The organism is Glutamicibacter sp. (assembly GCF_035257265.1).
Taxonomy (GTDB): Bacteria; Actinomycetota; Actinomycetes; order Actinomycetales; family Micrococcaceae; genus Glutamicibacter.
Window position 1 is genome coordinate 1 of sequence record NZ_DATEXC010000050.1, and the last position, 18916, is coordinate 18916.

The window sequence follows — 18916 nt, forward strand, 5'->3', positions numbered from 1 at the left end:
CTTCGCTTGCGAAGCCCCCACCGCCATTAGAAAAAGAACTATTTAGTGCTGGCAGAATCTCTGCGCGGAGCCTTGTCCCAAAGCACTTCTTCGGTGGTTACCGGTTTCTCAATGAGTCCGAAATGCGACATTGCGTCCAAACCTGACTGCGATTCAGCAATATTAAAATCAACGCTCGCCGGGACGAAGGTAGTTGGTGCCTTGTCGATGTCGATCTGGTTCACCTCGGCGTTCGTCTTGCGGACAGCTTCAAGATTTTCCGGATCCTGATAGAAACTCACCGCGTCACGCATCGCGTCCACGAACTTCTCGGCAGTCTCTGTATTGGTTCCTAGCCACTGACCGGTGGCAACCCATAAGGTGCCCGGTTGATTGCCCTGGAACTCACGAATCGGATTTGCGAGCGACGTGAAGCCGGCATCGATCATTTGCTGGTAGAACGTTCCGGACGGGAGTACTGCGTCAACCGTGTGCTGTTCCAAGGCTGCCTGCATGCCGGCGTAAGGAACGCTGACCTCACTGAACTCACCTTCGTTGATCCCTGCGGCCTCTAGCGCCTGAAATAGCGGGATATCGCTTCCGGTTTTGATCCCAACCACCCCGACGGTTTTACCTCTGAGGTCTTCCAGTGAGCTAATTTCAGAGTCTTTGGCAACCATGACCCCTGAATTATCAATATCCGCATCGACAAGGCCATTGCCGGCAACAGCCTTGATCGGGACGCCCTGAGCAGCCGAAGTTGCCACGTTCGTCCAAGCGCCCGTGGCGATATCGACTTCTCCGGAGATAGTTTGTGCAATCTGAGACGCAGGATCTGCTCCAGTGACGATTTCCACGTCCAGCCCTTGATCCCCAAAGAAACCTTCAGACTGGGCAAGATAGGCGGTTTCAAACTGAATATTTGCCACCGAGACACGTAATTTGATTGGCCCATCTGCGGCAGCGGACTGTTCCGCAGAACCACATGCGCTCAACCCCATGAGGGCAAGTGCGGAAACGAGTGCAAGCGTAGTTCCACGGCGGAATCGAGGCGAGTAACTTCTAGATGACATGATGCTCCTTGCAGCTGAAACTGGTGGCCCGGTAATTTGCTTGTTAGTTCTTTGCTTCAGGCCTCACCGAGCTAGCTAGCTCGGTGAGGCCTGATTGGTTAACTGAAGCTGGTGATCACACTGCGCGCCACGGCTCCACCATTTTTCATGGTTGCGAACCCCTCATTAATCTGGTCGATGTGCAGCTCCCGAGCCACCAATCCATCAAGCTCAAGACGCCCTGCCAGATAATGCTCTACATAGCGGGGGATGTCCCGCTCCGGGTTCGATGAGCCCATATAGATTCCATGCAGCGTGCGTTGTGGTTGGATGATGTCGGTCATGGCGTCCAACGCGAGTTCCGCACCCGGTTTATGCAGGCCAACCAGGTAAGCATCGCCGGCCACCCGCGTCATGCGGATTGCCTGCAGACTAGCTGGTGCTAGTCCGATCATTTCAAAAGCATGGTCCACCCCGCCCGCAGTAAGCTCAATGACCGCACGGACAGCATCCTCGGTGCCACCATTGATGGTGTGGGTGGCTCCGAAACTACGCGCAAGATCCAGCTTTTCATCCGCCAGATCCACCGCGATGATGATCGCTGCGCCGGCGATCCGAGCAGCATTAATCGCGTTCAGGCCAATACCTCCTGCGCCGATGACTGCCACCGCTTCTCCGGCACGCACTTTCGCGGTATTAAATACCGCACCCGCTCCGGTCAACGTAGAACATGCCATGACCGCAGCTTGGGGGGAAAGGGAAGTTCTTTGGGATTTTCACTACCTGATGGCTATGCACCAGGGCATAACTGGCAAAACCTCCGGTGCCGAACATTTGGGTAACCGGCGCTGAATCGCTGGTAATCCTCGGTTTGTCGTGCGCTGCCCGCAGGGTGTGGTTACGTTGTTCGCAGCGGTAGACCTCACCGGCGAGGCATGCCGTGCAGCTGTCGCAATATTGGATCAAGGTGGCCACCACATGGTCGCCAACTTCTAATCCGGCAGTCTGCACACCGACCTCAGTGATGATTCCAGAGATCTCGTGTCCCATCAACAATGGTGCAGGGATCCCCAGATCGATACTGGAAAGATGCGCATCTGACTGGCACAAGCCCACCGCGCGCACCTCTATCAGGACCTCGGCTCCTTGCGGATCATCGATCTGAATTTCTTCGATACTAAATGTTCCGTCGAAGCCTCGGGCCAGCGCTGCACGAGCAATTGTTGGCATCTTTAATCCTTACGCAGTCGCACAAGAATGCGGGCACGGGCTTCGGCAAAGCGTGGATCTGCCTTGGTGGCCAACTGGTCGCGGGTGTCTCCAAAGTCGGTGATGATTTCATCAACGACAGTCGCAGGCTTCTCCGCAATCACCACAACCTTGTCGGCAAGATACAAGGCTTCGTCAATGTCGTGGGTGACCAGCAAGATCGTGACCCCAAGTTTGTGCTGCAGGTCTAGGACCAGATCTTCTAGGTCGAAACGCGTCTGCGCATCAACGGAGGCGAATGGCTCGTCCATTAGCAGTACCTTGGCGTTGTAGGCCAAGGCGCGGGCAATAGCTACGCGCTGTTGCATGCCACCTGACATTTCCCAAGGGAACTTATCTCCCTGTCCTGCCAACCCGACTGCTGCAAGGTTTTCATCAGCAAGGTTGTTTCGTTCGGTCTTGCCCATACCTTTTCCCTGTAGCGGGAAGGCAACATTTTCACGGGTTGTCATCCATGGCATCAACGAACGGGAATAATCCTGGAAGACCACCGCTAGATCTGGGTGTGGGCCGGAGATCTGAGTACCGGAAACTTCAATGGTGCCGGCCTTCGGACGCAAGAGGCCGGAGAGGCAACGCAACAGGGTTGTTTTGCCGACTCCAGACGGCCCGACAATCGAGATGAACTGTCCAAATTCGACATCTAGATCAAGATTCTCAATGATCTTGTTTTCTTGGGCACCCTCGCCATAGCTCATGGACATGCCGCGAACCTTCATGAGCAGGGGTGCGGTTTGTGTTGCTTCGGTGGTCGGTGTCTGGGTGGTCATGTTAGCTCCTTGTGGGAAAGAATTATCTTCGGGGATCATGGCTGGCTACTGCGCGCCGGAGGCGTGATACCAACGCAGCACTCGCTTTTCCACGAAGACGAAAAGGATAGAAATGAGGTAACCAATAACGCCAACAAGCAGTGCGCCGGCCCAAGTTTCTGGGACCTTGAAGGTTGCCGATGAATTCAAGATGAAGAAGCCAAGACCTTCAATGGATGCGAACATTTCCGAGACCACCATGACAGTGATGCCGATAGGTAGCGCGACGCGGACACCAGCCATAATTTGCGGTAACGCTGCAGGTAATACGACGCGGCGAAAGTGCAACATCCGCGGAATGCGGTAGACCTTGGAGAATTTCCGGATGGTGGGTTCCACGCCGAGCACGCCATCGATGGTGTTAAGCAGAATTGGCCACATGCAGGCGAAGGCAATGGTGCCCATTTTGGGGCCCTGTCCCATGCCAAAAACACCGATAATCATTGGCACCAAGGCAGCCTGTGGAACCGAGCGGAAGAAGTGGATGATCGGATCGAAGATACGCCGCAGCCAGTGGAGTTCACCAAACAGCAGTCCTCCGCCAATGCCCAGAACCGCCGCGATGGCAAGTCCCACGAAGAGGTTTGTCAGAGAGTACAACGCGCCGCCGAGAATCACTCCATTGCCTAGATCTCGAACCAAGGATTCGAGGATTTCCTGTAATGAAGGGATGAAGAAATTTGTTGAGTTAGCCGAGGCGAACCACCAGATCACTACGACCACAACGATGAGCCACGTGGACGTCATTAACTTCTTGCCCGAGCCGTTTGATAGCTTACGGGCTGGAGGTTGAGTAAGCGCCGGGGCCGGAGCCTTGAGCGTCGAATTAGTCATCGTTCTGCCTCTTCCATTTCAGTAGACGGTTTTCGCCCAGTTGCAGCAGCGCAGCGATGCCCCAACCCACCAAGCCAGCGAAGAACAAATAGGCGAAGGCCATGTCCCAGCGCTGAGCCTGCTGCATCAAGGTGATTTGACGTCCGATGCCTGGCGCCTGGCTAATAACTTCAACGCCTACCGCGACAAGGATCGCTATGGACGCGGAAATCCGGACACCCGTGGCGATGAATGGCATCGCCGAGGGCAGCAATACTCGACGGAAACGCAGCATGACTGGAATCCGGAAGACCGCGACAGTATCTGCAACTGCCGCTTCTTGGCGGCGCGCACCGTAAATCGTTTGCACCAGTACCGGCCACAAGCAGGAAAGTCCCACGACCACGATTTCCATGATCGAGTTGCTGCCTAGAAGCATGATCACCACTGGCATCAGAGCGAGCACCGGAAAGGAGCGTCCAAAATCAATGAGGATATTGCTGGAGCGATCGAGGAAGCGGACCGAACCGATGGTCAGTCCCAGAATCACGCCAATGACGGATGCGAGTACCCAGCCGGTGAGGGCTGCGAGGAGCGTTTTGCCCAGGGCTTCCCAAAATAGCGGGCTGATGATGGTTTCCCCGATCCCGGAGAAAATTTGGGTTACCCCGGGGAGCATTGAAGGCATGGTTCCCGAGGCGATGACCAGCTGCCAGATTCCAAACAGGACGCCGATGGCCACGATGCGCTGGACCGTGAGTAGGCCTGGAGAGATCGTTGACTCTTTCATTGTTTTCCTTAGAAAGATATGGGAGTGGGTGGCGTAAGGGGATTACCCTTGCGCCACCCAAGTTCGGTAATTACTTGCTGTCTGCGGATTCGCGGCTTGGAGCCTGATCCCAGAGCACATCATCAACGCTGACGGGGTTGGCTACGAGACCAAAGTGGACCATTGCGTCGATGCCGGACTGCGCTTCGGCCTTGTTGAAGGTGACATCTGCAGGAACGAATTCCTTAGGCGCCTTCGCCACGTCGATCTGATTCACCTTTGCATGCGTTTCCTGAACGGTCTTCAGGTTCGCCTCGTCTTCGTAGAAGGCAACTGCCTCCTTCATCGCACTAAGGAATTTGTTAGCGGTCTCAGCGTTTGCATCCAGCCAATCCTTCTTTGCGGTCCAGACGGTCACCGGCATATTGCCCTGGTATTCGCGAACTGGGTTGGAGATCGACTTGTATCCCGAATCGAGCATCTGGTGGTAGAAGGAGTCTGCTGGAACTACCGCATCCACGGTGCCCTGTTCCAGTGCGGCTTCCATGCCTGCGTAAGGGATTGCTACTTCCTTGGCTTCGTCGAGTTTCACCCCGGCGCCCTCCAGAGCCTGAAGAACTGGGATGTCACCGCCGGATTTTACGCCAACGACGCCAATGGTTTTGCCTTTCAAATCAGCTAGAGAGCTGATATCAGAATCCTTGGCAACTAAGACGCCGGAGTTATCGGACTTGTCATCGACCATGCCGTTGCCTCCGATGACCTGAATCGGGACACCCTGGGAGTAGGACGTCGCGACGTTGATCCATGAACCAATGGAAACATCTACGTCCCCGGAAACCACCTGAGCTAGCAGGGCTGCGGGATCGGCGCCGTTGACGATTTCAACATCGAGCCCCTGTTCTTCGAAGAATCCCTGAGAATCTGCAACATATGCGGTTTCGAATTGGATGGGTGCGACGGCAACACGGAGCTTGGTCGGGCCATCCGCGGTGGCTTCTTCGCTACTACCGCAGGCGGATAATGCGCCCACTGCGAGTGCCGAGACTGCCAGCGCAGAGAAGGCCTTGCGAGTGATGAATCGATTCTTGACCATGGGAAAGTCTCCTTGGAAATGGCCGGCCAATAATTGGCCTGCGAGTGAATCCCGGTGTGCCCTGCATCCGGAACAGTGAAAACAAACATCGAACCAAAATCTATTTCTTGTTTCACAATATATCTTCTAGTAGATTATGTGGCAAGGCTCACAAGCAAATTGAATGCGAAGAACTTTTGGCTTCGCGCAGGGAATTAGGAGAACTCAGATGTCAGCTATCGAAACCACCATCGCCCCCATGGCAGACCTATTACGCGAAAAGCTCTCCTCGGCTCCGCTTCCGCTGTTCATCAACGGTGAATCCATCTCGGGCGGCGGCGAGCATTTGGAAGTGACGGACCCTTCCACCAGCAAGTTGCTGGCCATGACCAACGCGGCCACGGTAGAGGATGTGAACAACGCCGTAAGCGCAGCTCGTCAGGCATTCACCTCGGGCCCCTGGGCTGAATTCACCCCGGCCCAACGTCAGCGAGCACTGCATCGTTTCGCGGATGCGCTTGAAGAGAATCTTGAAGAATTAGCGACCCTTGAATCTTTGAATTGCGGCAAGCCATATAACGTGGCTCGTTTCGGCGAACTTCCTATGGGCATTGAGATCCTGCGTTACCACGCGGGTTGGGCGACGAAGCTCAACGGAGAGACGCGGGAGGTCTCTTTGCCGGGAACTTGGCATGCCTACACACTGCGCCAACCACTGGGTGTCGCGGGACTCATCGTTCCGTGGAATGTGCCTTTCACCATCGCGATGTCGAAGATTGCCCCGGCTCTGGCCGCCGGCTGCACGGTGGTCCTCAAGCCGGCAGAACTAACCCCGCTGACCGCGGTCAGATTGGCTCAGATTGCCTTCGAATCGGGAATCCCAGCCGGCGTTCTCAACGTAGTTCAGGGGCTCGGACCGGTCGCCGGACAGGCGCTTGCCGATCACCCTGATGTGGACAAGGTGTCATTCACTGGCTCAACCGCAGTCGGTAAGCGGCTGCTTGCTTCGGCTTCCGGAAACCTCAAACGATTGAGTTTAGAGCTGGGCGGAAAGTCTCCGGTGGTCATCTATCCCGATGCGGACCTCGCCAAGGCCATTCCAGGAGCCGCGATGAGTATTTTCGCGAATTCGGGACAGGTCTGCGCCGCTGGTTCACGTCTCTACGTTCACGAAGATGTGGCAGACAAGGTTATCGAGGGCATAGCAGTATTTGCGAAGAGCATGAAGATTGGCTCCGGGCTAGAATCTGCAACGCAGCTGGGCCCACTAGTTTCCGAAATGCAGCGCGAACGAGTCTTAGGCTATATTGCTGCGGGAATTGCCGATGGTGCTGAGCTGGTGACCGGTGGTGAGAAGGCAGAGGGAGAGGGTTTCTTCGTGCAGCCAACGGTTCTGAAGAATGTGCGGCCTGAAATGACAGTGGCCAAGGAAGAGATCTTTGGCCCGGTGCTATCGGTGAGTACTTTTAGTGATGAAGACTCGCTGGCGGACGTTCTACGTCGTGCAAACGACAACGATTATGGTCTGAACTCAATCATCTTCAGTCAGGATATTTCTAAGGCATTGATGTTCGCTAAGAAAATTCAGGCCGGAAACGTGCGAGTGAATACCGGATCCGGTATGGACGCGAACATGCCATTCGGCGGATTTAAGCATTCCGGTTGGGGGCATGAAAACGGACGAGAAGGAATCGAAGCCTATACCTCGTTAAAGTCGGTCACCGTCAAAATCGACTAACACTAGCAATTTCCGCCAGTGGTGCCCGGGCTGGCCAACAGCAGCAGCCGGGTACTGCCCGAGACCTCGCAGCGCGGGTGCCGCCGGCGAGCCAGCTACGATGAATCTATGGAAGAGCAAGAACCGATCAGGCTAAGCGGAGATTTAGCGCAAAAAGTCGTCGATACTATTGCCCCGACCATCAATCGTCACGTGAACATCATGAATTCCCATGGCACGATCATTGCCTCCAGCGACCAATCCCGGGTCGGCTCGCACCATGAGGGAAGCCTGGAAGCGATTCGAAGCAACCGTATCGTCGACGTTGAGCAGATGGATGCTGCCGCCGGAACTCAGCCCGGAGTAAATGCGCCTTTAGTGATCAATGACCAATTGTGTGGAGTAGTTGGCGTTACCGGTGCACCCCGTGAAGTACGGCCACTGGCAAACTTGATTGCCTTGACGGTGCAATTGCTCTTTGCGCAAGAACGCGAGCATGGACGAAGCAGCCGGCGTGAAACCGAAGCTCGCGACGTCATTTCTGCATTACTCGCTGGCAGCGCCGATGCGGATCTTATCGACAGACGCTTGGCCGCCCATGGTTTGCGAGCCCCCTGGATCTTGGAACTGTGGATCCCGCAAGAACCGCGTCCGGATTTAAGTCAGCAGCAAGCTATCGACGGGCAGCGAACCTCCTGGATCTACCTTTCCGGGGGATACTGGCGGCTGCGTACAAGCCAGGCGACCATCGATGAAACGTGTATCGCACATGGCGATAAATACCTGGAATCAGCGAAAAGTGCGAAAGCGAGCCAGCTTCTCAATGAAGCCGAAATGTTGCGCATACTAAGCCGGCGCCCGCACTTAATACCTCGTCGAGAATCGCGCCGCATCTGGAATCCGGAAGTGGCAGTGGCCATTGCACGTACTCCGGAGCGCAACCTCGAAACCCTGGCAGATCTAGCCATCAGCGTGAACTCCGAACAGGCTCGAACACTGTTGGTGATTGCCTCGGCGAATAGCATGCTCGAGGCGGCTGAGTATCTGCATATCCATCGAAACACACTCGTGCAGCGCATCGACAGGGTGGGTCAGTTGACCGGAATTGATATCCGGCACTCTGCGCAATTCTTGCGCCTGCAGCATTCTCTCTACGCCTCGATTGCCTTAGGGCAGCTGCACGTTTTCTAAGGTCAATACGAACTAACTTCTGGTCACGAGCTCTTAACTCATCAGGATGTACTCCGTCCTGTGCTGCTTTTCGTGCGCCTATGGGTATGGTGCTCACTGTCCTTGCGATTGGTGCCGGCGCCATGGTGGTTTCCCCTGCGAATGACTCCTACTTCTGGGTGGTCTCGCAGTTGATCCGCATTCCGGTGATCACCGCATACAAGACGCTAAGTGTTGCTACCCGCTATTCAGGGCACCGCAGGTTTTATCACCGTGTGGATTCTTGGGGCGATCCTGCTCTAAGGCGCACCAATACTTTTCAAGAGACGAGGACCTCACCGGTGCTCGTCTCTTGACTCTTTTAAGCGAGAAGATTTCCTGCTGTCAAGCATGCGGCCTAAGGGGAGTTAACGAGCAGTTATATGAGTCGTTTTATGTCGAATTTTCGACCTCAGATCGGTCAGCTAAGCAGCAATATGACGCCATAAGAAGTCTGGTGACAGCCGGTGTAAGCAGATGACTAACGCACCTGACGGACCGGTGATTACGCAGTAGCGTCTAAGCCATCAACCACCCGAGAATAGGAAGCTTGCTCATGTCAGTAGCCACCGCAGCACTTGCACGTACCCCATTTACCGGCAATGCCACACCTGAAGAGCTGACGCGTTGGCGTGCGGTCGCAACAGAGGTTGCACAGGGCCTGGCAGTAGATGCTCTGGAACGGGACCGTAAAAACGAGCAGCCACATGCCGAGGCGCGGCTCTTGCGATCCTCAGGTTTGCTTGACCTGTTGGTGCCAGCAGAATTTGGCGGCGCAGGGGGACACTTTGAGACTGCCTTCGAAGCGGTACGCATTCTGGCGACTGCCGACGGATCGATTGCACAGCTGCTTGCCTATCACTACTTCAACCAGACCGGTATCGCGTTCTACGCACCAGCTGAACAGCAGGGCGCTTGGTGGGAACGTACCGTGGCTCAGGGGTGGTTGTGGGGCGATTCGGTCAATCCTGTTGACCCGACCCTGTTGCTCACCGTTGACGCCGATGGATACCGGCTTAATGGTGCCAAGCGTTTTTCCACCGGTTCGGGAGTGGGTGAAGTAATTATCGTCAACGCTCTGGTTCAGGGAGGCGAAAACGATGGGAAGGTTTTGGCCTTCGTTTTGCCTACCGGCCGCGAGGGATTAGAACTCGTTGATGACTGGGATTACTTGGGACAGCGGCTCAGCGCTTCGAATTCGGTACGTTATAGCAACGTGCGAGTTGATACCACTGAGATCCTTGGTGAAGTGACCGAAGAGCCGGTCTCCACCTTACTCATTCCTGGATTGCAGCTTGCCTTTGCAAACTTCTATTTGGGAATTGCCCAAGGGGCGTTGGAACGCGGCAAGCAGCTCCTATTGGGACGCAAAAACGCGTGGTTCCTTTCCTCCGCACCGACCTATTCACGAGACGTGATCTTCCAGCGGACCTTGGGTGAGCTCAAGGCGCGGACGGCAGCGGTTGCAGCGCTCGTTGAAAAACTCGGCCGCGCCTATGACCTGCTGATAGCCAAGGCTGGAGAAGTCACCGCCGAAGAACGCGCCGAATTAGCAGTAGCGATTGCCGAAGCGAAGATCGTTTCCACCGAAACCGGAGTAGAGGTGGCGAATCGAATCTTCGAGGTTACCGGAACCTCATCAGCTAGTAATGACGTTGGGCTAGATCTGTACTGGCGCAACGTACGCACACATTCCCTGCATGATCCGGTGGACTACAAGAAGATCGAAGTGGGTCAGTATTTCTTGCACGGTGAAGCGCAGCCAATTTCGCTGTACACCTAAGCCACCACCGGCAGATCAAGCACAGTACACAGCAGATTTTTGGAGAATTTATGAGCACCCTGACCGCAACCCGCAACCGTCTGAAGCAACTACGCGAACGTTTCAACCCAATCTTTGAGAAGATCGCAGCTGGAGCGGCGGAACGTGATCGTTCCGGTGAACTGCCACGAGCCGAAATTGCCGAACTTGCTGCCGCAGGTTTTGGTGCGGTGCGCATCGCAGAAAGTGATGGGGGATCGGGAGCTACGCTGCCCGAACTTTTTGAACTTTTTGTGGACTTGGCTGCTGCCGATACAAATATTGCTCAGGCATTGCGTTCCCACTTCGCCTTCGTGGAGGACCGGCTAATTTCTCCTCCCGGGCCAGGCCGTGACAAATGGCTGGCGCGATTTGCGGCCGGCGAGTTAGTCGGAAACTCATGGACCGAAATCGGAACCGTCAAGGTAGGGGATGTCATCACCAAGGTGACACCCGATGGTCACGGCGGCTTCAAGATTAATGGCACCAAATACTATTCCACCGGTTCAATCTTTGCCGACTGGCTTGACACCTATGCCGAACGCACCGATACCGGCAAGCGCGTGATCGCTGCGGTGCATGCTCATCAGCCCGGTGTCGCTTTGGCTGAGGATTGGGACGGGTTTGGCCAGCGCACCACCGGCACCGGAACATCAACTTTTACCGACGCGAGCGTGGAGGAAGAGAATCTGATCGACTTTGACACGCGCTTTAAATATCAGACTGCCTTCTACCAGCAGGTATTGCTTGCTGTGCTTGCCGGTTCCGCCAAGGCTGCGGAGCGTGAGTTCGCCTTGGAGCTAAAGAACCGCAAGCGTACTTTCAGCCACGCGGCCGCAAATGTGGCCAGCGAAGATCCGCAACTCCTGCAGGTTATCGGGGAAGTGTCGGCGGCAGCGTTTGCCGCTACCGCCACGGTGGAACGTGTTTCCAATGCTTTGCAGGGTGCTTATGACAGTGCGCTTCAGCTGCAGACTGGAGTCATTTCAGCCGAAGAAGATGAAGCAGCAAATGACTATGCTGAACTTACCTCCGCACAAGCCCAGGTGGCGTTGACCCCATTGGTGCTCACAGCCATCACGCATGCCTTTGACGCACTCGCTGCCTCGGCGACGAGCGCCTCGAAGAACCTGGATCGGCATTGGCGCAATGCGCGTACCGCAGGCAACCATAATCCTTGGGTATTCAAGGCCCGCTTGATCGGTGACCTCGCGGTCAACGGTACGGAACTGCCACGCGTGTGGGCGATTGGCGCTTCGAAGTAAACAGCTAAACCATGAATGCTCCCGACACTGACAAGGTATCGGGGGCATTCTTGGTTTAAAAGTTCAGATTTTTTGGGTTCAGGATCTGTTGGATCCGAAGGGGAAAGCCTCTGCCTCTGGCTATGAATTTATTGAAGTACTCCACGAGATTAAGTGGAAATGAGAGCAGTGGCGTGACGCTGGCTAGACTGTGGTGGTGATCAACTACACCCTGCGTCAACTGCAGTACTTCGTCGCTGTTGCAGAGACGGGTTCCATCTCTGCAGCGGCTGTTGCGAGCCATATTTCGCAGGCAGCGATGTCCCAAGCCATGGATGAACTTGAGCGGGTAGTTGGTTCCCAACTGCTTGTGCGGCGCCGGGCACGCGGGGTGGTCTTGACGGCGGTAGGCACCGATTTCCTCCACGACGCCAGACAACTGGTGCGCCATGCTGAAGAAGTGCAAGATCAAATTGTTGAGCGCCAAACAAAACTCTCCGGACCGCTGGTCATAGGGTGCTATTCCTCTTTGGCTGCGTTCTGGATTCCGGTGATCTGCGAACGTTTTACCAACATGAATCCTGATTTGCAGGTGACCCTGGTTGAAGGCGATGGCGCAGAGCTTCAAGAACGAATGCTCCAAGGGCATCTCGACGCGGTGTTGACTCATACGCGGCACTTAGTGCCCCACGTTGAGTTTCGCCGGGTGATGTCTGGGCGTCCCTACGTGCTGGTCGGCGGCAATCACCGGTTGGCTCAGCGCAAAAGCGTCCGGCTCTCAGAATTAGCCGAGGATGACTTCGTCTCCTTGGACATCCCCACGGTGCGTGACAATCAACTGGTCAATTTGCGAATGTCCGGACTGGATCCGAAGGTGCGTTGGAGCTCGCAGAGTTTTGAAGCGGTACGCGGGTTGGTGGCGCGGGGACTTGGCTACACGGTTCTGGTGCAACGTCCTCCGGTAGATCTTAGCTATGACGGCCTGCCGCTGGCGGCGCTGGAAATTGAAGGGCAGGTCGGTGAAAGTGACATTTGTGTCGCCTATACGGCGTCGGCCCGACCGAGTTTGAGGTTGCGTGCGTTCCTTGATTTCTGTGAGGAAATTGGCGCAGAAAAGGAAAACAGGGTTGGTTAGCGCCCGACGGCTCCAACCAACCCTGAATTCTGCGTCGTATTACGAGATCTCTTCAGCCTCGAGGTCTGCCTCGCGGCCTTCCTTGACTCCTCGCATGGCTAGTCCGGCAACAATAAATGTTGCGGCCCATACCCCGCCAGCGATCCAGAGGGTTCCTCCGCCAAGCAGGACCAGCCCTGCGACAATCATCGGAGTAAACCCGGCACCCACCGTGGAAGAGAGCTGGTACACCAGCGACGCACCGGTATAACGGATACGGGTGGGGAACAGCTCCGCGGTAAAGGCGCCAAATGGCCCGAAGATTGTGGCTTGAATAATGCCGTTAGCGATGAACAGTGCGATAGCGAAGAGCCATAGTTCTCCCATTTGCAGCATCCACATAATCGGCAGAGCCATGATTGCTCCGGCGGCGATACCGGCCATCATCACCGGTCGGCGTCCCAGCTTGTCGGAATAGCGGGCTGCAAACCAGATACCCACTACGGTCAGTGCCGCGCCGATTGCTTTGATGTTCAGTACCGCGGTGCGGTCCATGCCCACTTCTTCGACTACATATGAAATAGCCCAGACGGTCATGAGTCCCTGAACGGTGTACGAGCTCATGCCCACCAGCGTTCCGCGAATGACCGAACGTGGATATTTGGTGATGACTTCCATGAACGGAGTCTTGCGCTCCTCGGCCTTGTCTTCCAATGCCAGGAAAAGTGGGGATTCGGCGACCTTGAGACGAATAATCAGACCGATGCCAACCAGCGCAATACTGATCAGGAACGGGATGCGCCAACCCCAGGAGAGGAACTGGTCCTCAGGCATGAGGGTGACAGCTGATACGGCGAGGGTTGCCAGCACCGCACCAGCCGGGCCGCCCATATTGGCGAAGCTCGCGGCAAATCCGCGGCGTTCCTTGGGCGCGTGTTCCAATGCCATCAACATGGCGCCACCCCATTCGCCGCCCACGGCCAAACCCTGGATAATGCGCAGTGCGATGAGGGCGATTGGTGCAATCATGCCCACTTGAGCAGTTGGTGGCAGCAAACCGATCAATGTCGAAGCGCCGCCCATCATTGCCATCGAAGTAATCAGGACACCCTTGCGGCCAATCTTGTCGCCGAAGTGGCCAAAGACTATTCCGCCCAGCGGGCGGGCGAGGTAACCTACCGCAAGCGTGGCGAAGGAAGCGAAAAGCGCTACGGACGGTGTGAGTCCGACGAAGAACACCTTGTTGAAGACCAAGGAAGCGGCGGTGGCGTAGAGGATAAAGTCATAGAACTCGATCGCGCTGCCGATGAAGCTTGACGCAAGAATGCGACGCATCTGCGGGGAGTTCAGGGATGGAACCTTCAATTCCTCACCTGCTGCATTTTGCTGGGTGTTGATGGTGTTGCTCATCGGGTTGCCGCCATTTCACTAAAAGTCCGGCTGAATGAAATCGTATCGAGATCGTTGGGAACCAAGTAATTTCCGGAGAACTTGTCCGCATGTCCCAGCCATACCGATAGCGGGGTTGTGCCGGGTACCAGGTGGTGCAAGGCGAGGGTGCGTGCCCCAGCTTGCTCGGCGAGATCAATGGCTTGTTCGGCGGAGGTGTGTGCACGCCGGTGGTGGTCCATGGAGGCCTGTGCCTCCAAGGTACCAATGGATCCGTAAGCGCGTTGCACCCAGTCGAAATCGATAGCCTCATGCAGTAACAAATCGGTGTCCTTGGCGAGCGTGACCAGGTTCTGGCACGGAGAGGTGTCTCCAGAAATCGTGACAGAGCCTTCTGCGGTATCGAAGCGGAACGCGAAAGCCGGCGCGATCGGTGGATGTTTGACCAGCGTCGCGGTGACCGTGACCAGCTCATCGGTGTAGATGACAAAGGGTTCGAACTGCTCAGGGGTCGGATTATCGTTGGGGTGATAACCGGTATTTTCAGGAATTTGAATGTCCTGGGCGCTGAAGTGATCCAGTGGTGAAGGGCGCAGCGCATTGATGACTCGATCGTTAATGTCTGTGGCGTAGGCCTGCATTAGATGGTCAAACATTGACGCGGTACCGGGCGTTGGATTCTGCGGGTACAAGGCCGCCGGTGGCACGGTAGCTCGCGGTGAGACCGGTGGAAGTGCGCCGCGCTCGCCGGGGCCAAGGATGACTATCGGCTCTTTATCGGCCGGCAGGGTGAACAGCCCGAAAATCGCCAGCGAGGCGAGGTCGATGGTGTGATCCGAATGCAGGTGGGTGAGGAAGATGCCACGCAGATTGGCCGGGCTGAACCCTGCCTTCATGAGCTGGTTGCCTACCCCGGTTCCGGCATCTACGAGATAGACGCTGTCGCCGACAACGACTGCCGTGGCAATGCCTGCGCGCTTGCCTGCGTTTTCGCCGGTCCACCAACGCGGTCCACCGGCTGTGCCGAGCGTAACGACGTGGGGATTCAAATTTGTGGAGGTCATGGTCTGCGACCTTTCGTTGTTCCAGTACCTTCCTCTATTGTTATGCGCTGCATCACATTCGTAAAACTGTTTTTATCTACAAACTACACCGGTTTCTCTTATGAATGGGGCGGTATGCTTCAAAGCGACGCTAAACTGCACACAGTCGAAGAATCAGCGGCGCCCATGGTGTACTAAGGGCGGAAGCCACACCCGAAGGAGGGGCATGTCAGAGCACGAACGAAGCCGACTATCGCGCTGGGTCTTGCCTAAGGGCCAGGAGCCTGACCCGCGATTTACTCTGGCGAATGAGCGCACCTTCCTCGCCTGGATTCGCACTTCACTGGCATTTCTTGCAGGCGGTACTGCCTTGGAAGCCTTTGCTGCAGAAGCGTTCCCCTCGCCGGTGCGTACCTGGCTTGCGGTTCTCATTATTGGTGTGGGAATGCTTATTGCCGCTGGCGCCGCGGTGCGCTGGGTTCGCGTAGAACGCAGCATGCGTACGGGTAAACCGCTGCCAATTCCGGCGATTGTGCCACTGCTGGGCTTCGGCGCAGTGGTCGCTTCACTAGCCGCGGTGGCGATGATTATTAGTTCTCGAATCTCATGAACGAACCGATCGAGATCACCGATCCGGGGTTGCAGCCAGAGCGAACGGTATTTGCCTGGACCCGGACACTGGTCTCATTTCTTGTAGTGAGTGCCGTGTTTTTGCGCTGGCTTCCGCACTATGGCTACGGGATTATCTTGATGATCAGCATCTCGGGTGTCATGGCATTTGGGATCTTTTCCTCGCAGCGTGCCCGGTACCGGCGCATGGCTCTCGGAATTAAGAATGAACGTATTAGCGCGGACATCGTGGCGATACTGATGACCACCATAGCCCTGTTTCTTCTGGGTGCCTTTGGGCTGTTTTTAGTGCTTAGCCGACACTGACCACTGTCTTAACGATTGAACGTCCTGCCTCGCGGGAAGTGTTAGCGATTTCACTGGCCGCAGAGGGGACGGTGAGTAATCTCGAGTTTTAGACTTAGTTGAAATAACCCAACTAATTTCGAGGGGACTCCTAGCGGATGAATCCAGATTCTCAGCCCAAAAGCCCGTTTAACTTTATCCAGGTTTTGATTGCCGCAGTAGGCACCGCTTACCTGAACGTGATTGCCTTTTTCATCGGAAGCTCCGCAGGAGCCGACATGGTGATTGATGAGATCACCGGCGAACACGTGGGCTTTGCGCAGGTACTGGCCTTCACCATGATTCCCATCATTTTCTTTGGTCTCATCGTATTCCTCCTTGGCCGTGGCAGGGCGGGAATTTGCAAGGTGGCACAGTGGATCGGCGTAGCTATCGCCGTTCTTTCGATCGTGTTCCCCGTCTTGGTTGCCGGGAACATTGCCGCAGTGATCACGCTAAGCGTCATCCACTTGATCACCGCTGCCGGCTGGTTCTTTGCCGTGCACTACGGCAACAAGGCCCTGCACACCAAGTAATCACGTTGCTCGGTAAAAAGAGTTTCAGTTAACCGTCGTGGCCGCCTGAACAGGCGGCCACGAGTTTAACTAGTGCTTAGACAGTCTGCGAGCTAGTCGCCTTTTCTTCGCCGGAACAAATCGAAGACCACGCGCAGGATAAATACCGAGGCCACCGCCACCAGAGTGTACCCAAAGAGCTGAAACAAGCTCATCGATGTGGTCACCATCGGGCCGCCGCCGTTGACCAGCAGGATTGTGGCCATAATGCCGGTCACCCCGGCAAGGAATGTGAGGATCGCTTCGTGGACCAGGGACACGAGTAACGTTCGGTCCTGCGGGTGCGCCAAGAGTCGCATATTGATACTGAGCCGGCCAGACTCCAGATCTGAGGTGAGTGTATCGATTCTTCGCGGCAGCCGGCGCAGCATTGGCAGCAAGGTGAGCACCTCGTTGTTCAATGCTTCGGTGATTGATGACGGGCGCAGGCTCGAACGCAGCCGAGTTTCTCCGTACTCTTTCGCCTCAGTGAGTAGATCGAAGCCAGGTGCCAGCAATCGCAGGGTGCCCTCCAGCACCGCGACTGCGCGGAAAGCCAAGGTGAGTTCCGCAGGAACTGCCAGCCGATGCTTAGCCAATAAGCCGACCATCAACGTGAAAACTTCGGCCTTCAGCTCGGCTCCAGGACCCATATGCCGAGACATGAAATGGCTCAACTCGCGTCGTAGCGACAACTCGTCAAAATCTTCCGGGATCGGAACCATGCCGAGTAAGGCATCTGCGATGGCGCGGGAATCGCCGCGGTAAAAAGCCAAGAGCACTTCGGAGATCAGCTCGCGTAGCTCGGCATCAAGACGCCCTACGGAGCCAAAATCCAGGAGGGTGGCACTGCCGTCTGGCCGCAGCACGATATTTCCTGGATGCAGGTCTGCGTGGAACACCCCATCATCCATGATCTGGTGCATGAGCGACCTGAATAATGCGCTGGCTTGCGCCTTGCGTACGGTATCTGAGTAGCGTTCCAAGATTCCTGGCTCGCTGAGTGTATGCCCGGCCACCATTTCCATGACCAGAACCCTTTTGCTGCTCCAGCGCGGGTAATGCTCTGGAATGCCAACTCGTTCGGTTTGCGGGTATTGCAGGGCAGTGGTGCGCAAGGCCAGGATATTCATTGCTTCGAGTTCATAATCCAACTCGTCACGCAATGAATCGGCAAACCCCTGGGCAACCTTGTAAAGACCCAAAGACCTGCCCCATTCGGTGGAGTGCTCCAGTGTCTGCGCCATCCGCAACGCGATGTCTAAATCACGTTCGACCAGGGGCTGGACTCCGGGACGCTGAACCTTAACCGCAACTACCTCGCCACCATGCAGACGTGCGGTGTGCACTTGGCCAATTGACGCAGCGGCCAGAGGCTCCGGATCAAAATGCGCGAAGGCTTCTTCAAGTTCCATCCCGAGCTCTGCGGTAATGACCTCGCGGATGTTTTCCCACGGTTCGGGAGCCACGTTTTGTTGCAGCTTAGAGAGCTCGTCTATGTATTCGGTGGGAAGTAGCTCTGGGCGGGTCGAGAGGACCTGCCCGAATTTTACGAAGGTCACCCCGGATTCTTGCAGAGCCATCCGCAAGGACCGGCCGGCGGCGGTCCGCTCGTCGGCAGCCTGCGCAGTGTCTGCACGGTTTGGCCGGCGTGCGGGAAGGAGCCCATGCGACAAGGCTATTCGAGTCACTTCGCTATAGCGTCGGGTACGGGCTAAGCGATTTTTGGTTGAAGTAACCCATTTATCGGGACGCACAATCGTTCCGGTGGGGATCACCAGCTCCGCAATCATGAGGAAAAGCGAAGCAACGAGCAAGACGATACCAATTTGGACCGGAATCAGCTGCCACGAAGCATTGGGATCCTGCCAGATGAAGCGGGACTCGAAAGCTACTTCAGCTCCGAGGCCAAGCACACCAGCGACGATGATTCGACCTAAACCCACCGCGACGCCAAGCAGTCTGCGGACAAACATTGCCAGCACCACGATAAAAATGACAGCGACGAGCGAAGCAAGCAGGACCCGGCCTGCGATCTCGGCAAATTCCATGCGCACTAACTCCTGAGGCTTTTTGCTAACTACCCTTCTTGTCCAAACTCTAATTGATCCGGAGCGTCAGTTTG

At 55.9% G+C, this 18916-nt stretch carries 19 protein-coding genes; 9 read left to right on the forward strand and 10 right to left on the reverse strand.

Annotated elements, in window-relative coordinates; all coding sequences use genetic code 11:
• Positions 1-38: 38 nt before the first annotated feature.
• The 7 genes from VJ369_RS13025 to VJ369_RS13055 all read right to left on the reverse strand — a co-directional run bounded on the left by VJ369_RS13025 (position 39) and on the right by VJ369_RS13055 (position 5787).
• Positions 39-1052: an ABC transporter substrate-binding protein gene (locus VJ369_RS13025; RefSeq protein WP_324092498.1), complete on the reverse strand. Its 1014-nt coding sequence runs from the start codon at positions 1050-1052 to the stop codon at positions 39-41.
• A gap of 98 nt (positions 1053-1150) precedes the next feature.
• Positions 1151-1768 (reverse strand): zinc-binding dehydrogenase, encoded by a 618-nt coding sequence (locus VJ369_RS13030; protein WP_324092499.1) that lies wholly within the window; start codon positions 1766-1768, stop codon positions 1151-1153.
• On the reverse strand, positions 1728-2261 hold the full coding sequence (locus VJ369_RS13035) for an alcohol dehydrogenase catalytic domain-containing protein (protein ID WP_324092500.1): 534 nt from the start codon (positions 2259-2261) through the stop codon (positions 1728-1730). The genes VJ369_RS13030 and VJ369_RS13035 overlap by 41 nt, the downstream gene beginning before the upstream one ends.
• Positions 2262-2263: 2 nt before the next feature.
• Positions 2264-3070, reverse strand: a complete 807-nt coding sequence (locus tag VJ369_RS13040) for an ABC transporter ATP-binding protein (RefSeq protein ID WP_188683712.1) — start codon at positions 3068-3070, stop codon at positions 2264-2266.
• Between the two features lie 45 nt (positions 3071-3115).
• A complete protein-coding gene (locus VJ369_RS13045; RefSeq protein WP_324092501.1) occupies positions 3116-3943 on the reverse strand; it encodes an ABC transporter permease in 828 nt (275 codons plus the stop codon).
• On the reverse strand, positions 3936-4712 hold the full coding sequence (locus VJ369_RS13050) for an ABC transporter permease (RefSeq protein WP_324092502.1): 777 nt from the start codon (positions 4710-4712) through the stop codon (positions 3936-3938). The genes VJ369_RS13045 and VJ369_RS13050 overlap by 8 nt, the downstream gene beginning before the upstream one ends.
• Positions 4713-4782: 70 nt before the next feature.
• Entirely contained in the window at positions 4783-5787 is a 1005-nt protein-coding gene (locus tag VJ369_RS13055; RefSeq protein WP_324092503.1) for an ABC transporter substrate-binding protein, read from the reverse strand.
• Positions 5788-5995: 208 nt separating this feature from the next.
• On the opposite strand from VJ369_RS13055, the gene VJ369_RS13060 reads away from it, so the two are divergent.
• The 6 genes from VJ369_RS13060 (at position 5996) to VJ369_RS13085 (ending at position 12872) form a co-directional block, all read left to right on the forward strand.
• On the forward strand, positions 5996-7504 hold the full coding sequence (locus VJ369_RS13060; RefSeq protein WP_324092504.1) for an aldehyde dehydrogenase family protein: 1509 nt from the start codon (positions 5996-5998) through the stop codon (positions 7502-7504).
• A 108-nt stretch (positions 7505-7612) separates the two neighbouring features.
• Positions 7613-8674: a CdaR family transcriptional regulator gene (locus VJ369_RS13065; protein WP_324092505.1), complete on the forward strand. Its 1062-nt coding sequence runs from the start codon at positions 7613-7615 to the stop codon at positions 8672-8674.
• Positions 8675-8760: 86 nt separating this feature from the next.
• Positions 8761-9009 carry a hypothetical protein gene (locus VJ369_RS13070; protein WP_324092506.1) on the forward strand — a complete coding sequence of 83 codons (249 nt, stop codon included), beginning with the start codon at positions 8761-8763 and terminating at the stop codon, positions 9007-9009.
• Between the two features lie 239 nt (positions 9010-9248).
• The gene (locus tag VJ369_RS13075; protein WP_324092507.1) at positions 9249-10475 is read left to right on the forward strand and encodes an acyl-CoA dehydrogenase family protein; all 1227 of its coding nucleotides are present in this window, start codon (positions 9249-9251) and stop codon (positions 10473-10475) included.
• Between the two features lie 50 nt (positions 10476-10525).
• The gene (locus tag VJ369_RS13080) at positions 10526-11758 is read left to right on the forward strand and encodes an acyl-CoA dehydrogenase family protein (protein WP_324092508.1); all 1233 of its coding nucleotides are present in this window, start codon (positions 10526-10528) and stop codon (positions 11756-11758) included.
• A 196-nt stretch (positions 11759-11954) separates the two neighbouring features.
• On the forward strand, positions 11955-12872 hold the full coding sequence (locus VJ369_RS13085) for a LysR family transcriptional regulator (protein WP_324092509.1): 918 nt from the start codon (positions 11955-11957) through the stop codon (positions 12870-12872).
• A gap of 39 nt (positions 12873-12911) precedes the next feature.
• Here the strand turns inward: VJ369_RS13085 and VJ369_RS13090 are convergent, their stop codons facing one another.
• Together VJ369_RS13090 and VJ369_RS13095 are read right to left on the reverse strand one after the other, a co-directional pair.
• On the reverse strand, positions 12912-14261 hold the full coding sequence (locus VJ369_RS13090) for an MFS transporter (RefSeq protein WP_324092510.1): 1350 nt from the start codon (positions 14259-14261) through the stop codon (positions 12912-12914).
• On the reverse strand, positions 14258-15304 hold the full coding sequence (locus tag VJ369_RS13095) for an MBL fold metallo-hydrolase (protein WP_324092511.1): 1047 nt from the start codon (positions 15302-15304) through the stop codon (positions 14258-14260). Before VJ369_RS13095 ends, VJ369_RS13090 begins: the two co-directional genes overlap by 4 nt.
• A 205-nt stretch (positions 15305-15509) precedes the next feature.
• On the opposite strand from VJ369_RS13095, the gene VJ369_RS13100 reads away from it, so the two are divergent.
• From VJ369_RS13100 to VJ369_RS13110, 3 genes are all read left to right on the forward strand, one after another.
• Positions 15510-15893: a YidH family protein gene (locus VJ369_RS13100; RefSeq protein WP_105676890.1), complete on the forward strand. Its 384-nt coding sequence runs from the start codon at positions 15510-15512 to the stop codon at positions 15891-15893.
• Positions 15890-16219 carry a DUF202 domain-containing protein gene (locus VJ369_RS13105; protein ID WP_324092512.1) on the forward strand — a complete coding sequence of 110 codons (330 nt, stop codon included), beginning with the start codon at positions 15890-15892 and terminating at the stop codon, positions 16217-16219. The genes VJ369_RS13100 and VJ369_RS13105 overlap by 4 nt, the downstream gene beginning before the upstream one ends.
• 137 nt (positions 16220-16356) lie before the next feature.
• Positions 16357-16773 carry a DUF6069 family protein gene (locus VJ369_RS13110; protein ID WP_324092513.1) on the forward strand — a complete coding sequence of 139 codons (417 nt, stop codon included), beginning with the start codon at positions 16357-16359 and terminating at the stop codon, positions 16771-16773.
• Positions 16774-16865: 92 nt separating this feature from the next.
• Here VJ369_RS13110 and VJ369_RS13115 read toward each other — a convergent pair whose 3' ends face one another.
• Positions 16866-18842 (reverse strand): ABC1 kinase family protein, encoded by a 1977-nt coding sequence (locus VJ369_RS13115; protein ID WP_324092514.1) that lies wholly within the window; start codon positions 18840-18842, stop codon positions 16866-16868.
• Between the last annotated feature and the right edge of the window lie 74 nt (positions 18843-18916).

What these genes read in the sequence shown, in the direction of transcription:
- VJ369_RS13025 (WP_324092498.1), bottom strand. Translation starts at nt 1,052, where the DNA reads ATGTCATCTAGAAGTTACTCGCCTCGATTCCGCCGTGGAACTACGCTT.
- VJ369_RS13030 (WP_324092499.1), bottom strand. Translation starts at nt 1,768, where the DNA reads ATGGCATGTTCTACGTTGACCGGAGCGGGTGCGGTATTTAATACCGCG.
- VJ369_RS13035 (WP_324092500.1), bottom strand. Translation starts at nt 2,261, where the DNA reads ATGCCAACAATTGCTCGTGCAGCGCTGGCCCGAGGCTTCGACGGAACA.
- VJ369_RS13040 (WP_188683712.1), bottom strand. Translation starts at nt 3,070, where the DNA reads ATGACCACCCAGACACCGACCACCGAAGCAACACAAACCGCACCCCTG.
- VJ369_RS13045 (WP_324092501.1), bottom strand. Translation starts at nt 3,943, where the DNA reads ATGACTAATTCGACGCTCAAGGCTCCGGCCCCGGCGCTTACTCAACCT.
- VJ369_RS13050 (WP_324092502.1), bottom strand. Translation starts at nt 4,712, where the DNA reads ATGAAAGAGTCAACGATCTCTCCAGGCCTACTCACGGTCCAGCGCATC.
- VJ369_RS13055 (WP_324092503.1), bottom strand. Translation starts at nt 5,787, where the DNA reads ATGGTCAAGAATCGATTCATCACTCGCAAGGCCTTCTCTGCGCTGGCA.
- VJ369_RS13060 (WP_324092504.1), top strand. Translation starts at nt 5,996, where the DNA reads ATGTCAGCTATCGAAACCACCATCGCCCCCATGGCAGACCTATTACGC.
- VJ369_RS13065 (WP_324092505.1), top strand. Translation starts at nt 7,613, where the DNA reads ATGGAAGAGCAAGAACCGATCAGGCTAAGCGGAGATTTAGCGCAAAAA.
- VJ369_RS13070 (WP_324092506.1), top strand. Translation starts at nt 8,761, where the DNA reads ATGGTGCTCACTGTCCTTGCGATTGGTGCCGGCGCCATGGTGGTTTCC.
- VJ369_RS13075 (WP_324092507.1), top strand. Translation starts at nt 9,249, where the DNA reads ATGTCAGTAGCCACCGCAGCACTTGCACGTACCCCATTTACCGGCAAT.
- VJ369_RS13080 (WP_324092508.1), top strand. Translation starts at nt 10,526, where the DNA reads ATGAGCACCCTGACCGCAACCCGCAACCGTCTGAAGCAACTACGCGAA.
- VJ369_RS13090 (WP_324092510.1), bottom strand. Translation starts at nt 14,261, where the DNA reads ATGAGCAACACCATCAACACCCAGCAAAATGCAGCAGGTGAGGAATTG.
- VJ369_RS13095 (WP_324092511.1), bottom strand. Translation starts at nt 15,304, where the DNA reads ATGACCTCCACAAATTTGAATCCCCACGTCGTTACGCTCGGCACAGCC.
- VJ369_RS13100 (WP_105676890.1), top strand. Translation starts at nt 15,510, where the DNA reads ATGTCAGAGCACGAACGAAGCCGACTATCGCGCTGGGTCTTGCCTAAG.
- VJ369_RS13105 (WP_324092512.1), top strand. Translation starts at nt 15,890, where the DNA reads ATGAACGAACCGATCGAGATCACCGATCCGGGGTTGCAGCCAGAGCGA.
- VJ369_RS13110 (WP_324092513.1), top strand. Translation starts at nt 16,357, where the DNA reads ATGAATCCAGATTCTCAGCCCAAAAGCCCGTTTAACTTTATCCAGGTT.
- VJ369_RS13115 (WP_324092514.1), bottom strand. Translation starts at nt 18,842, where the DNA reads ATGGAATTTGCCGAGATCGCAGGCCGGGTCCTGCTTGCTTCGCTCGTC.